Genomic DNA, 14,171 nt, shown 5'->3' with positions numbered 1-14,171 from the left:
ACTCGCGCAAAGAAAGTCGGCTCCCTGCGGCGTTACGATCATCTGGTGCCAGTTATGCCAACCGCCCTCGTAGTCTCCTTCTCGCACATCGAGCGTGACGCCCGGGTGCTACGTCAGATCTCTGTCGTGAGTAACCATGCCGATGTGATCACCGTGGGCTACGGAGCAACGCCTAAGGGTGCACGCGAGCACCTGCGACTGCCGGACAACGTTCCCTCGCTACCCAAAACAGCGCGGGGTATCCTCGCACTCGCGGCCCGCCGACATGAATCGTCGGAGCTTGCAGCGCCCGGCGTAAGGGCCGCGCTCGAACTTGTCGGCGATCGACGCTTCGACATCGTTGTTGCCAACGATGCTCGAGCACTCCCCGTAGCGTTCACCGCGGCGCAAAACTCTGACTCGGCCGTGTGGGCCGACCTCCACGAGTGGGCGCCGGAAGAACGCAGTCACATCCGGTCGTGGCGACTTCTCGTTGCACCGATGATGGACTACCTGTGCAGAAAGTATCTCCCTCGCTGCGCAGCGATAACGACAGTTTCCAATGGGATCGCCGAGCTGTATGCCAGTCGGTACGGAGTCAAGCCGCAGATCATGCGGAACTCACCTGCCTTCGTCGATCTCACCCCATCTCCTGCCCCAGCAACGACGATCCGACTAGTTCACTCCGGCCTCGCGGCACCCGGCCGCCAGATCGAAACCATCATCGATGCGATGGATCTCCTGGGCACTGGCTTTACACTGGATCTCTTCCTTATGCCGGGGAACGACGGGGGCCGCTTCCTTGACCAACTCCAGAATAGGGCTGCGGTCAATCCCACCATCACATTTCACGACCCGGTCCCCGCGCATACTCTTCCCCAAACGCTGAACGATTACGATGTGGGCGTCTATTGGATTCCGCCGTATAGCACGAATGCGCGCCTTGCCCTTCCAAACAAATTCTTCGATTTCATCCAAGCGCGCCTAGCTTTGGCTATCGCACCTTCGCCCGAGATGACAAAAATCGTCGAGCAACATGGTCTGGGAGTAGTCAGTGACGGCTTTGATCTCGACTCCTGCGCCAAATCCCTCACCGGATTGACGCAAGAACGCGTAGCCGAGTACAAGGCCGCATCGGACCTCGTGGCGCATCGATTCTCTTTTGACGCTGACGCTCAGGTTGCGTCCTCAATCTTGGAATCGCTACTTGCTAGATAGCGACACTCGCCGCAACTAACTCGGCACCACCGCGATTTGGCTCCTTGTAGGTTATTGCTAAGAATCGCTTCGCACGGAATCGACAAGCGGAAATCGGCTGCGCCCGCCGCGATGAGCCTCGTCTGCCCGTGCGAGGCGCGCACCGGTTGCCGACCGTACGGGGCCGCTCCTCACTCCGACCAACTCGTTCCAACCTGGCTCGGAACGGTACTTGACCTTGCGAACCCGTCCTCCTTGTCGGCTACGAAGTACGCCTTAGTCGCAGCGTTAGAGCACCAAGGAGACAACTGACGCTGGCGCTCCCGTGCCAAACGCACAAGGTAAGTCAGGAGACTCCGGGGATCACGGCACCGGAGTCCTCAAGGTGCACGCGCAGCGCTTCGGTGTCCGGGAATCCGAACACCTCAACGCCGGTGATCGTAACGGGAGCATCGATGCCGACCCGGCTGAAAATGACCTCGATGCTGTTAATGGAATCGACGGCACAGTCGTCGAATCCAGCAACTGAGAGCAGCACGAGGTTCGAAGCCCCGCCCGCAAGGTTCGGATAGTTGCGTTGACAGATCGTTTCACCGCTGATCACACGAATCTGGGCATTCACCGCAGCAGAAGGCGTAAGTTGGACGCCAAACTGGGCCAAGGCCCCGGACTCAGCGGTCGTTGGGAGTAGCCCTTCAAGGTTCAGTTGAACAGCGCTCTGGTGAGTACGACGCGTCCCGTCGTTCTCTTCCGAATCAATCTCGAGCGGGGACACCGTGAAAGCCCACTTGCCCTCCCACTCAATGTTTCGTTCCATGCCGAACTCATAGGAGAGCCGAGTAGCACCACCGTCAGACGCGAGCTGAATGCGCTGATTACGTGAGATGAGAGTCGGAGTGCTCTTGCCGTTGTTCGACCATATCGAACACGTTGTGTCGGCAAGATCGAGCGAAGTTGCTTCGTTAAGTATCGAGTCCTCGAGTCGCAGCCCTCGTCCTGGGAGTTCGAACGACTCGGACGTATCTCCATCGGAGCATTCGAGTTGAGCGGTATAGATGTCCCGAAGGTAAGGGTGAGGTCCTGCCATCTGAGTGAAGATCAACCTAGAACCTTCATCCGAGACCACCCCGGTCACCGGGTATGTCCGCGCAAAAGCGTCCTGTCGCTCCTTGATTGCCTCGAGATATCGAGCGTCGCCGGAGAGCCGCGCAAGGGCCTCGAATAGTGATATCTCGAAAACCGCATAGTGCGGTTGGTTGATCGTTCGCCTGTGAAGCATGTACGAGGGCCACACATCATTCCCCCAGAACTCAGGAAGTTTCGCCACAGTGTTAGCCGAGCAATCCTGGAACACCTTCGCGAGCTCGGAGTCGTCGGTCGACGCGGCGATCATTCCCATCGCGACGAGAGCGTATTGGTGGCCATTGAGTACGTGACTCTCCTGATTTCGGTCCATACCTGACCACGCATATTCGGAGATCCAACAACCGTTGTCCTCGTTCCACAGCGTCCCTCCCTCCTCAACTGGCTTGAGGGCGTTCTCGACCATTGAATCGCGTAGATGCGCGTACTCATCGTCACCAGTCTCTTGGGCGAGTGCGGTCAGTAGTAGCGGAAAAGTCCAGTCAGACATCCCCGACCACCAGCCGGCTTCTACATGCTCACCGTTCAGGGTGTACTCGAAACCGTAGTCCAGTCGGGTCGCGCCGTCGCGAATGCCCCACCTGGCGATGATCTGCTCGGTACGCGCTTTGGCGGTCGCTGTCTCGCCCGTCCGAAACCATGAGCCGAGGACAGCAGCCACAGCGTAAGTCGGATGCTTGTCCTCGATCCGCTTCTGGAGATCGTTTTCCAGCACAGACTCGTCGGGCGCGAACCCAATGATCGGGTCGAGCAACTCGGGTTCTGCCGAGACAATCTCGAGGATGGATGGCAGCGCCAGGATCCCAGTATGGTCGTCGCCTTCCCAGCCTTCGATGCGGGGTATCGCTGACGTGCAACCGGTGAGGGTAACGAATGCAGCCGCGCAGACGATCAGGGGCACCTTCCGGCGCAACAGTGACGTGATGATGAGTTATCCCCTTTTGTTACGGCGTTCGGACCAACTGGCTGGAGGCAACCCGCTTAGCGGCTTGATGGGACGGTATTGGAAGTTTACCGGGTTTCGCGGTTGCGGCGCGCGTGGGCCTGGTCGACGAGGCGGTCGACTGATGAGAGCCGACTGAATCGTGGAATCGCCACCGCAGGCCGGAAGCACTCGCCTCAATTAAGTGGGCATCACCAATGGACCGCCCTGGCTACAGGGAAGAGTGGTTCAGCAGGGAATCGATGACCCGGAAAGCGGCACGCCCATCACCGTAAGGAGCCTCATCCGTCGGTGCGGGCCGCGCCCGTGTCGCCGACCGGACCAGGTCGGCTCCAGGCTCGACAAGTTCGTTCCAACCCAGCTCGATCGTCTCAACCCACTCCGTCTCGGTCCGTACAGTGGTACAGGGGGTACCCAACAGAAAGGCCTCTTTCTGTAACCCGCCCGAATCGGTGATGACACCCCGAGCATGCATAACCACCGCAACCAACTCCGGATAGCTCAGAGGCGGCCGCAATCGGAGGGCACCATCCGAGAGATTGATACCTACTTCGGCGGCTCGGGCCACGAGTCGCGGATGCGCAGGTAGGACCACAGGCAAATCCAATGATGCTAGGGACGCCACGATTGATCTTAAGCGGTCTTGGTCGTCAGTGCTCTCCGCACGGTGGATCGTTGCCACGAAATACTCTCCTGGCCTGATCTGCTCCTCATCCATCATCGACGGTATGACGCTGGCCACACGCTCACGGACACGATAAAGAACATCCGTCATCACGTCCCCGACCATCAATGATCTACTCGCAAGACCTTCACGCGCGAGATGCGTCATAGCGACGCGGGTGGGCGCAAATAGCAGGTCGGCGACGTGATCGGTGAGGACCCGGTTGTGCTCCTCCGGCATGCGCCGGTTGAAGGACCGCAAGCCGGCTTCCAAGTGGGCTACCGGCAGGTGCAACTTTACTGCCGCCAACGCGGCCGCAATGGTCGAATTCGTATCACCGTAAACGAGAACCCAATCAGGCCGTTCTCGCTCGAACACTCCGTCCATCGCTGACAGCATCGCGCCAGTCTGACGTCCGTGGCTTCCAGATCCGACGCCCAGGTGCGCGACGGGCGCCGGGATCTCAAGGTCCCGGAAAAACACATCTGACAACATGGGATCGTAGTGTTGACCTGTGTGAACCGTCACATGCTCGACGCCTCGCCGAATCGCCTCGTGAACGATCGGGGCGAGCTTCACAAATTGAGGACGCGCACCCACAACGCTAAGTATCTTCATGGTCCGAGCCTACCTCCGGGAGCCGCACTGTCCGAGTCGCGGACCAACAGACTCTAGAACAAACACGATATAACCCCCATTCTCTTCGAGAGATGAATCGGGACTAGATCTCCGAGTGAGCAAACACGTGTCACAAGATTGGACCGTGCCACGCACCTGCGTCACAACTACGGAGATCTCATCTCTGGTCTGCCTGGAGAATCCGCTCCTGACCCCCCGGGACAACGCCTTCTTTCACACCAGGGCTCACACTCGTTTGAGGTACGACCTTTGCCATCGCAAGCACGATGAATGCCATCACAAGACCGTGGCTCAACATCGCTGTCAGAATAGATGAGTTGCATAGCGCGATCGAGGGCAGCACCATTATGGCTGAACTCACCGGCAGTGGCACACCGCAAGCTGCTCGGTCAAGGAGGCGCAAGTAGACGACGAGGACTAAGCCAGCGCCAGCGACGCCGATCCATCCGAACTGAGCAAAGCCGTCTGCCACAAAGTTTGCGTTCATCGAGCGCCCGGGGTCACCCGTTGCCCACTCGCTAATCTGGAAAGGCAACTTCAAGTCATACGGGTACTCGATCCAGCCACTCAAGATCGAGTGCGACAACTGCACTTTATCGTACTCCGAGAAGAATGCGAAGTAGATTGCACTCAATAAACCGGGCGTGTGTAAGAAGCGCCGGACGAACAGCGATGTGACGACGTTATCGTCCCGAACCACATCGAGTAGCCAAGAAGCGCAAATAACTGCGACAATTCCAGCCACCAGGATTACCCCGAATGGCCGTGAAACGTATCGGTATAGCAGCAGCACAACCAAGATGGCTGGTAGCACCATGAGCGTAGTCTTGAACCCCGTGCTCGAGTACAAAACTAGTTGCCCCGCGAGGGCCAGTCCCACTGCCCACCAGCGCCGGGTTAGACACCCCAACGCAATAATGGCGGGATTCAACACATTAGCCTGCGCATTCACGAGGTAAGCTACTAGAGTGGAACCGCCCAGAGCCGCAGCATATTCTTCCCTGACATCGTAAACATCGGACAGAGAGACGGCATTCAGACTAACGCCAATCGAGCTGAAAACCACAAGGTACGAGACTAAAGATACGCCTATTAGCGCCAGCCAGAATACATTGGTAGGGAGTTCGGCTCCGAGCGGCACGGCCGGTTCCCGGCGGCGGACGAGTACAACCACCATGCAGAAGACAAATGCCACACCGAGGCTCGTCGCAAGAGCATCCTTCTCGGAGAGATACCCGGTATAGTGCGGCATTAATATGCTTGGCACAATCGCCGCGAGAAATAGAAGCCACAAGACAAACGCAGAAACTGTCTCAATCCGTTTAGGGAGCTGCGAAGCAACCAGAACCATGGCTACTAGTGCATATAAGTAGTAATCCACCTGCGGTGGCTGATACGTGTAGCCTAGGTAATCGAAGGCGGGCGACACATGTCCTCGATAACTCAAGTGCAGCAACTCACTGTATGCGGACAGCAGCGCAGCCCGGAGGGTGTGTGCTCGCATGGTGCGACCGATGGCCATTCGCGAAGGCGCGCCATCAAGGGGTTTCATTTGAATCATCGCCTCACAGCATCGAGGATTAAACGCCTCAGCCACACATAGCACATGGACAACATGAGCGAGTAGGCAATAACGGATGCCAGTATCCCTGCCCCTAAGGCCCAGGGAAGCACCCATGCGAGCATCGAGCTCCCGAATCGGACGATATCCCAGATTAGAAGTCCTCTCTGCGCACCACTGACGTTTAGCAATTGCGAGAACGGAGCGACGACAAACTGGGCTAGCGCACCCAAAGCGAGAGCCGCCACGATTGCTCCCGTGTTATTCCAAGAATCGCCAAGGAGATACGGAACAACCGTTGGGCCCGCGACGAAGGCGATTCCACATGGAACGATGCCGATCAGGAGCAGGTCACGCATCGCCCGGTTAACAAGTCCGGGTGCTCCTCCCCCTCCGCTCCTTCGCACTTTCCCGACCTCGCCAAGGGTTGCCCCCGAGGCTGCCTGGCCGATCACGCTGAGTGGACTAACAAGGACTCGGACCGCCATCGCGAAGAGTCCGGCCTCTACGGTTCCGTACAGGGCCGTAGCCAGAAGGATAGGGACTTGACCCGCTGCACTGTTCACGGCGGCGCTCGCCCCGGCTGTCACTGCCCTCGAACGTAAGCGCGAATCGGCCCCGGTCACCCTTTGCGTTGACAGTTCTCGACGTACTCTGCCGCGCTTGTTCATCGGTATCAGCCAGACTAGCCGCGGTACGACATATCCGACCATCAGCGACCACGGACTGGGCGCGATCAGACCGGTAAGCGCCTGAACAATCCCGACTCCTCCGCCATGAATCATATTCATGCGCGCGAGCGATCGGTACTCCCCATGGCGGATGAGGATTCCAGTCCCGACAAGCTGCAGTGACGAAACGAACACGAGAGCCCCAACTGCAGCCCAGTACCAAGGCCAGCCCACAACGACAAGAACCAGGGCGGCGACCGAAAGACCGGCCCCCCACAGGGCGGCGGATCGAGCTGCGAGCCCGAACAAACGGTCTGCAACCAGTTCAGACTTAGCATCTTGAGCGATAATTTCAAGGCGAAATGTCGAAAGTCCAACGAAAATCGCCGTGGTCGCACTTATCGCCGCAAACAGTCCGAACACGTCCGGGTCGTACATACGTGCCAGTAGAGGCGTGATGGCGAGAGTAACACCATGCCCTACGGCGCTACCCGACAGGATGCGTGCACTCGCCGCCCTGAAACTCAATTTCACACCTTCCGCGAGTCGAACTGTCCCTCGGTTTTTGCGCCCCTCCGGTGTCTGCAGAAGGTGCTGGCAGACTTCATGTTAATCGCTCCTGAATCGATTCTAGCGAGCATATCTCACGGCTTCGCAGAAGCTCGGTTCGTGACGGTATTCAGTACCTCTTTAAGAACCGTGGCTGCAGCGGCTCTAGAGAAGGTGGTCTCCATCAGACATCTAGCCTCAGCACGCCAACGCGAAAGAGTGGCATCGTCGGCTTCTGCCACCGCCCTAATGTTGGACGCCAGGGAACCAGCGTCACCGATCCTCCCGCACTGGTCGTCTTCCAAGACCGCGCGCAGCGGCGTGCGAGCGTTACTGACTATCGGAATTCCGGCGGCGAGGTAGTCGAACAGCTTATTGGGACTCATCCCATGGTCAAAAACGCTCAAAGGAGTCACAGAGTGGACACCGACATCACATGCCGCCAGTAGTTCCGGGAGGTCGTACTTCGGTATGGGATCCCGGAACTGTACGTTATTCAGGCCCATGCGCCGAGCCTTCGCCATGATTTCCGCCTTGGCCGGCCCCGAGCCAATAAGTAGGAAGTTTATCTCAGGACACTTATCAGCTGCGTCGATGATGTACTCGAGTCCGTCCTTTGGGCCGTGTGCTCCGGCGAACACGGCTGTGAATCCCTGGATGGAGTGCTTGCGTCGGAGCTCGGCTCTTGGGATAGTGACCTGAAAGTCGCTAAGTTCGGTTCCGTTTCCGACGACATGAATCTTCTCACCTGGAACCCCGAGTTCAGAGAAGTGTCGATCCCAGCCGGGGGTGACAACGATGATGGCATCCGCCCTGATCGCAAGCCAGCGTTCGAGCACTGCGAGCGCTCGGTGCAGGGGCGAACTCTCGCGGAGCACGCCCGCCGACACAAGCGATTCGGGCCAAAGATCACGGATCTCAAGGACGAATGGCACGCGTTTCACCGTGGCAACGAACCTCCCCACGACTGGGGCAAGAAGGTGCGGTGACGACCCCACGATCACATCAATGCCATCGATCCGGAGTGACATCGCCCCGGCCTTCATCACATACCAGATCCAGCTACGGAGACGTGAAACAGCGCCGGCCCCTGCTCGGGGAATGCTCACCAGCCGGAATAGCGGATTAGTTGTGGCGAATCGCTCGCGCGTGTAGTGGTTCCGATCGCCCGCCAGGATGAGCGCCCGCCAGCCCGGGATCCGGTTGAAGAGATCGGCGTGACGAGTGCCGCCCCCTTGGTCGCGGGGGAGCGCAAACTGGTTTATGACCAGCACATGCTTCGTACGCCCACTCCGTCCCATGTTCATGCTTCAGTTCCTCCGTGAATGCTGAGGCCGCCCTCTAGCCCAGTTCCGTGCCGGTCGTGCCAGAGCCCCTGGCCCAGTTTCCGATCACGGCTGACAATTTTGTAAAGCGCGTCACGCGAAGTTGCTGAGTTGCAGGCTCCGCGCGGACTCGAGAACAGCCTCGACCACCTCTAGAGTGTGGGTGCCCTCGGACATCGTGACGTAGTGACTGGTTCGGCCGAGAATCGCATCACGAAAATGCTCGTACTCGACCTTGAGGGGCTCCCTCTTGGCAATCGCATAGCGGATCGCGTCCCCCTCCGTGACTCCACGGAATGCGGCGATCGTGTCCCACTCGGTTGGGACAGTACCGTTTGCGAAGAACGATAGGTCCCCCGAAGCCGTGTCAGCAATGAATGCACCGCGCTCGCCCGTGACAACGGTTTGACGTTCCTTTCGGGGCGAGAGCCAGTTGACTTGGTGGTTGACGATAATACCATTAGCCAGGCGGCCGACGGCGACGACCATGTCCTCGTGAGCACGTCCGGATCGATGCGTCACGTGCGCAGAAACAGACTCGTAATGGGACTGCGCAAGCCAGGCGGTGAGGTCAATGTCATGGGTGGCGAGATCTTTGACCACGCCGACGTCGCTTATCCGGCCAGGAAAAGGTCCTTGCCGGGAAGTGGAGATCTGGTAAATCTCGCCGAGCGCACCTTCTGCCATTCGCCGCCGTAACTCGAGAAGGGCCGGGTTACAGCGCTCAACATATCCGACAGCGCCAACGAGACCTGCGTCGTCGAAAGCATCGGCTACCCGCCTTCCTGCCTCCGCGGAGTGCGCGATCGGCTTTTCAACCATGGTGTGCACGCCCGCTGCGGCGAGCTTCAACGCAACATCCTCGTGGTTGATAGTCGGCACGGCCACCGTCGCAGCGTCGATTCCCGCGGCAATGAGGGACTCGACGTCGGGCAGGACCGGCAATCCACCAGCGACACCGAATTTGTCCCCAGCCGGATCCGCGACGGCGACGAGTTCCAGTTCGTCCGTCTCACGGATTACCCGCGCGTGGTGTCGGCCCATCGACCCGAGCCCGATGAGCCCCATCCTTAGGTTCGTCATCATGCACCCGCCTTCACGACCGCATTGACCGAAGTGACGATCCTCGAGAGGTCCTCCGGTGTCAGAGAGGGGTGGACGGGCAGAGAGATGACCTCCGCCGCAGCCCGCTCCGTCTCGGGCAGTTCAAGACCCGGCGCGTAGGACGCGAGGGACTCCAACCGGTGGTTCGGAATCGGGTAATACACGCCGGAGCCCACACCGTGCTCTTCACGCAGGGCCGCGACCATGCGGTTACGCTCCTCCGCGTTGGCGCCTGAAATTCGGATTGTGTACTGGTGGTAGACGTGCGCTGCGCCTGGTGCGACGGCGGGGGTGATAACCCCTTCCAGGTTCGCATCCAGGAAGGCGGCGTTGTCCTGCCGCTTCTTAGTCCAACCGTCAACCTTGGTCAATTGGACCCTGCCAATGGCCGCGTGAATGTCGGTCATCCGGTTGTTCAGTCCGACCAGCTCGTTGGCGTACTGGCGCTCCATGCCCTGGTTGCGAAGGAGCCGCACCCTCCGAGCAATGTCCTCGCTTCCACAGGAGACCATCCCACCCTCCCCAGAAGTCATGTTTTTCGTCGGGTAGAGCGAGAACATGCCGAATGCTCCGAAGGTTCCAACCTTCCGGCCATTCAACGAGGCGCCGTGAGCTTGTGCGGCATCTTCGAATACCAACAAGTTCGCGCCATCGGCGACCGCCTGCAGAGCAGGCATATCTGCTGGGTGGCCGTAAAGATGCACCGGCATGATTGCTCGGGTCCGGTCCGTCACAGCAGCGCGCACCGATTCCGGATCAAGGCAGAAGTGGAGCGGCTCGATATCGGCGAACACCGGTGTAGCCCCCGTCAAAGCGACGGCGTTACCGGTCGCTGCGAACGTGAAGGATGGCACGATCACCTCATCGCCGGGCCCAATACCGGACGCCAGAAGACCCAGGTGCAGTCCTGAGGTGCCGGAGTTGACAGCCACACATGTGCGTCCGGCCACCATGTGGTCGCCGAATTCGGCCTCGAAGGCCTGCACCTCCGGGCCTTGCGCAACCATCCCCGACGCCAACACGCGGTCCACAGCTACGCGCTCGTCATCCCCGATGATCGGCTTCGCCGCTGGAATCATTGCAGGGCTCACTGGATCTCGACCTTCCTGATCGTGTCTTCGAACTCTTCGTACAATTGACTGGTTTCCGGGCACCGCCATGCGGTGCCGCCTGCGGAAACCAGCCGGAGCCCCGCGTGCCCCACCCAGCCGATCCGGCGAGCTGGCACTCCGGCCACTAGGGCGTGCGCGGGAACGTCCCGCGTCACTACCGCACCGGCGGCAACGGTCGCCCAAGGTCCCACTGCGACTGGCGCCACACATACCGCCCGCGCACCGATGGACGCGCCCTCACCGACCGTTACCCCCACTGGTGTCCAGTCGTGCGCTGCCTTGATTGACCCATCCGGGTTCACCGCCCGCGGAAAGGTGTCGTTCGTCAACACTGCCGCCGGTCCGATGAACACCCCGTCGTCTAGACGCGCCGGTTCGTAGACCAACGCGTAGTTCTGCACCTTGCAGTTCCTGCCCATTCGCACGCCGGGACCGACGTACGCTCCGCGCCCGACGACACACCTCTCCCCGAGTTCCGCACCCTCGCGGATCTGGGCCAGGTGCCACACCGAGGAACCGTCGCCGATCTGCGCATCGGTGGCGACATCAGCGGATGCCTGAATCCGTACGTTCGCGGGAGCCTCACTCATCGCCGCCTCCGATTGTGAGCCGAGGCGTCCCGACCCATCGGATCGGATCGGTGATGCGCCGCCCGTCGAACAGAAGGCGGATGCCTGGCAGGTGGCTAGGCGTTAGTTCGGCGTACTCTGGGTGGTCCGCCTGAACGATGGCGAGGTCCACCTCGTCGCCCAGGTGATACGGATTCCAGCCGAAGGCCGCAAGCTCTTCATCGGCGTACATGGGATCGTGCACCGCCACTGTTGCGCCACGAGCAAGCAGCGCCTCCACAGTGGCGAAGACCCCTGAGAAGGCCGTCTCCTTCACGCGGCCGCGATACGAGGCGCCGAGCACCACGGTCCGCACGCCAGCCAGATCACCGAGCACTTCAGCGACACGATCGACTACATACTCAGGCATTGCGGCGTTCGAATTCCGCGCGGTGCGGACGATTGAGGCGTCCGGGTCGGTGGACAGATAGAGGCGCGGGTAAACCGGGATGCAGTGCCCACCAACCGCGATGCCCGGCCGGTGAATGTGTGAGTACGGCTGAGAATTACATGCCTCAATCACCTTATAGACGTCGATACCAACCTTGTCTGCGAATAGCGCGAATTGGTTGGCCAGACCGATATTAACGTCCCTGTACGTCGTCTCAGCGAGTTTGGCCATCTCGGCCGCCTCTGCGCCCCCCATGTTCCAGACACCGTTTGGGCGCGGCAGGTCATCGCGTTCGTCGAACGTGAGGACAGCCTCGTAAAACCTCACCGCCTCGGCGACGCCCGATTCAGACAATCCGCCGACCAACTTCGGATAGCGGCGAAGGTCACCAAATACCCGACCGGTAAGCACGCGCTCTGGCGAAAACACCAAGTGGAAGTCGGTGCCCTCCTTCAGTCCAGAGATCTCCTCGATCAGCGGCTTCCACCTGTTGCGGGTCGTCCCCACCGGAAGGGTCGTCTCGTAGGAGATCAGCGTTCCGGGCGTGAGGTTTTCGGCCAACGAGCGCGTTGCCGCATCCATCCAGCCGAAGTCTGGGTTCCACGTCACATCGTCGACGAAAAGGGGCACCACAACAACCACTGCGTCGGCATTTGGTATCGCCTCGGCGTAGTCCGTCGTCGCACGCAGACGCCCCGTCGGAACCAGCTCGGCCAACTTCTCCCCGAGCTGCGCCTCGCCGGGGAAGGGCTCAACTCCTGCATTCACGAGGTGGACGGTTTTTGGCTGAACATCCACTCCAATGACATTGTTACCCGAAGCGGCAAACTGCACCGCTAGCGGAAGCCCGATTTTCCCAAGTCCAACAACTGCGATCTGCATGAAGTCTCCTTCAAAACTCTCACGACTTACTGAAACAACGCTCGACATCATCGCGACGGAATTCGTCCGAACATGCCTTTACCGGGCCGGCTGCAAATTTTTGACCAGTCCGGTGTTGTACTTGTTCAACACAATTCCCTGGATGCTGATCCCCGCATCCGCCAGAGTCGCCATGGCGCCTCGCACATCCCTCAGGCGCGCGATCCCGGAGCCTACGACCAAGATCGTGCCCGCAGTAATCCGTCCGAGCGCAACAGCATCGACAGAGGTTGCTAGGGGATCTGCGACGACTAGGACAAAGTCGTAATCGAATTCCGCGTGGGCCAAAAGTTCGGGCATCCTTCGCCACGAAGGTTCGCTTGCCAACTGCCCATCAGTCACTCGGACAAGAAGCGAGATTCCGCTCACCTCGCCAGGAGACACTGCAGAGCCGAGCGAGACGTTACCCTCAAGCACGTCGGCAAGTCCTGCGGAGCCCGCACGCTCGCCAGATCCCTGCGTCGGCCGTCGGGCGTCCACCACCAGCAGCCGCAGCCCGGAGTCTGCAAGGGTCTCTGCCAACTGCGCCACCACGTCGCCCGCACCCTCCGAAGGCACGGACGATGTCACCATGACCGACTTCCGCTCCTCGAAGCGATGCAAGAAGTTTTCCCGCATCTGCTTCGCTGCAATCTGCAGCGAAGCATCCTCGCGACCATTTGCAGAACTGATCGGGATGTTCCCGACTCGCGCAAAATCCCCAACCACTGGTACATCAGCGATCGACTCGATGTCCCGGCGCGCAAGGACGCGGCCGTCCAGAAGTTCTTTGACCACTGTCGCGCCTGCGCCCGCTAGAATCGCCAAGATCGCGGCAAAGGCCAGGTCACGCGACCCCACCTTTGCCCCGTTAGCGGCCGGCACCACAGCTGGCGCCAGAATTTCAGCGTTTAGTTGGAACGCTTCTCCAGCGAGGGATGGCACACCGGAAGCAACAGCAGCGAGTTGCTCCGCGACTCCGTTCGCCATCGCGGTCGCCCGCGCCGGACTAATATCACTCGCCGAGATTACGAGTACCGATCCGCTGACCGATGCCCGGGTATCGATCTTATCCGAGAAATCGTCCAGAGTAGCCTCAGGCTCGACTTGGTCTAAGACCGGCTGCAAGACACCCGGAGATGTCGCGATTTCCGCGAAAACATCAACCTGCTGCTCTAGATAGGCGGAGAGGTCAGCAACGTCGATCTCTCCGGTGGCACTCGACTCGAGTGTGAAGAGAACTCGCGCCGACGCCGTGTATTGCGGCGGACGCGAGGCAACAAAAAAGACCATAAGGGCAAACGCGACGGTGAATACGATTAGCCCCAGAAGGGCATTCTTCCGAAAGACGGCGAGATACTCTCTCAGGTCCACAGGCGTTTTCT

Annotated in this window: 11 protein-coding genes; 1 reads left to right on the top strand and 10 read right to left on the bottom strand. The window is 59.8% G+C overall.

Annotated elements, in window-relative coordinates; genetic code table 11:
- The first annotated feature begins 144 nt into the window (after positions 1–144).
- Positions 145–1,197 (top strand): glycosyltransferase, encoded by a 1,053-nt coding sequence (locus GD970_RS05015; protein WP_226925171.1) that lies wholly within the window; start codon positions 145–147, stop codon positions 1,195–1,197.
- Between the two features lie 325 nt (positions 1,198–1,522).
- Here the strand turns inward: GD970_RS05015 and GD970_RS05010 are convergent, their stop codons facing one another.
- The 10 genes from GD970_RS05010 to GD970_RS04965 form a co-directional block, all read right to left on the bottom strand.
- On the bottom strand, positions 1,523–3,220 hold the full coding sequence (locus GD970_RS05010; RefSeq protein WP_170297211.1) for a D-glucuronyl C5-epimerase family protein: 1,698 nt from the start codon (positions 3,218–3,220) through the stop codon (positions 1,523–1,525).
- Between the two features lie 253 nt (positions 3,221–3,473).
- Positions 3,474–4,544: a non-hydrolyzing UDP-N-acetylglucosamine 2-epimerase gene (gene wecB / locus GD970_RS05005; RefSeq protein ID WP_152201549.1), complete on the bottom strand. Its 1,071-nt coding sequence runs from the start codon at positions 4,542–4,544 to the stop codon at positions 3,474–3,476.
- 178 nt (positions 4,545–4,722) lie between these two features.
- Positions 4,723–6,162 carry a hypothetical protein gene (locus tag GD970_RS05000; RefSeq protein ID WP_152201547.1) on the bottom strand — a complete coding sequence of 480 codons (1,440 nt, stop codon included), beginning with the start codon at positions 6,160–6,162 and terminating at the stop codon, positions 4,723–4,725.
- Complete coding sequence (locus GD970_RS22635; protein ID WP_152201545.1) at positions 6,123–7,235, bottom strand: lipopolysaccharide biosynthesis protein; 1,113 nt, start codon at positions 7,233–7,235, stop codon at positions 6,123–6,125. The genes GD970_RS05000 and GD970_RS22635 overlap by 40 nt, the downstream gene beginning before the upstream one ends.
- A gap of 206 nt (positions 7,236–7,441) precedes the next feature.
- Positions 7,442–8,653, bottom strand: a complete 1,212-nt coding sequence (locus tag GD970_RS04990) for a glycosyltransferase family 4 protein (protein WP_152201542.1) — start codon at positions 8,651–8,653, stop codon at positions 7,442–7,444.
- Between the two features lie 111 nt (positions 8,654–8,764).
- A complete protein-coding gene (locus GD970_RS04985; RefSeq protein ID WP_152201643.1) occupies positions 8,765–9,754 on the bottom strand; it encodes a Gfo/Idh/MocA family protein in 990 nt (329 codons plus the stop codon).
- The gene (locus tag GD970_RS04980; protein WP_152201540.1) at positions 9,754–10,866 is read right to left on the bottom strand and encodes a DegT/DnrJ/EryC1/StrS family aminotransferase; all 1,113 of its coding nucleotides are present in this window, start codon (positions 10,864–10,866) and stop codon (positions 9,754–9,756) included. Before GD970_RS04980 ends, GD970_RS04985 begins: the two co-directional genes overlap by 1 nt.
- Positions 10,863–11,477 carry an acyltransferase gene (locus tag GD970_RS04975; protein ID WP_152201537.1) on the bottom strand — a complete coding sequence of 205 codons (615 nt, stop codon included), beginning with the start codon at positions 11,475–11,477 and terminating at the stop codon, positions 10,863–10,865. The genes GD970_RS04980 and GD970_RS04975 overlap by 4 nt, the downstream gene beginning before the upstream one ends.
- Entirely contained in the window at positions 11,470–12,768 is a 1,299-nt protein-coding gene (locus tag GD970_RS04970; RefSeq protein WP_152201535.1) for a nucleotide sugar dehydrogenase, read from the bottom strand. Before GD970_RS04970 ends, GD970_RS04975 begins: the two co-directional genes overlap by 8 nt.
- A 78-nt stretch (positions 12,769–12,846) precedes the next feature.
- Positions 12,847–14,160: a polysaccharide biosynthesis tyrosine autokinase gene (locus GD970_RS04965; protein WP_152201532.1), complete on the bottom strand. Its 1,314-nt coding sequence runs from the start codon at positions 14,158–14,160 to the stop codon at positions 12,847–12,849.
- Positions 14,161–14,171: the final 11 nt, after the last annotated feature.

It is taken from the genome of Georgenia thermotolerans (assembly GCF_009193185.1).
GTDB lineage: Bacteria > Actinomycetota > Actinomycetes > Actinomycetales > Actinomycetaceae > Georgenia > Georgenia thermotolerans.
Note: the sequence above shows the minus strand (reverse complement) of the source record. Positions and strands in the feature narration are given on the sequence as shown.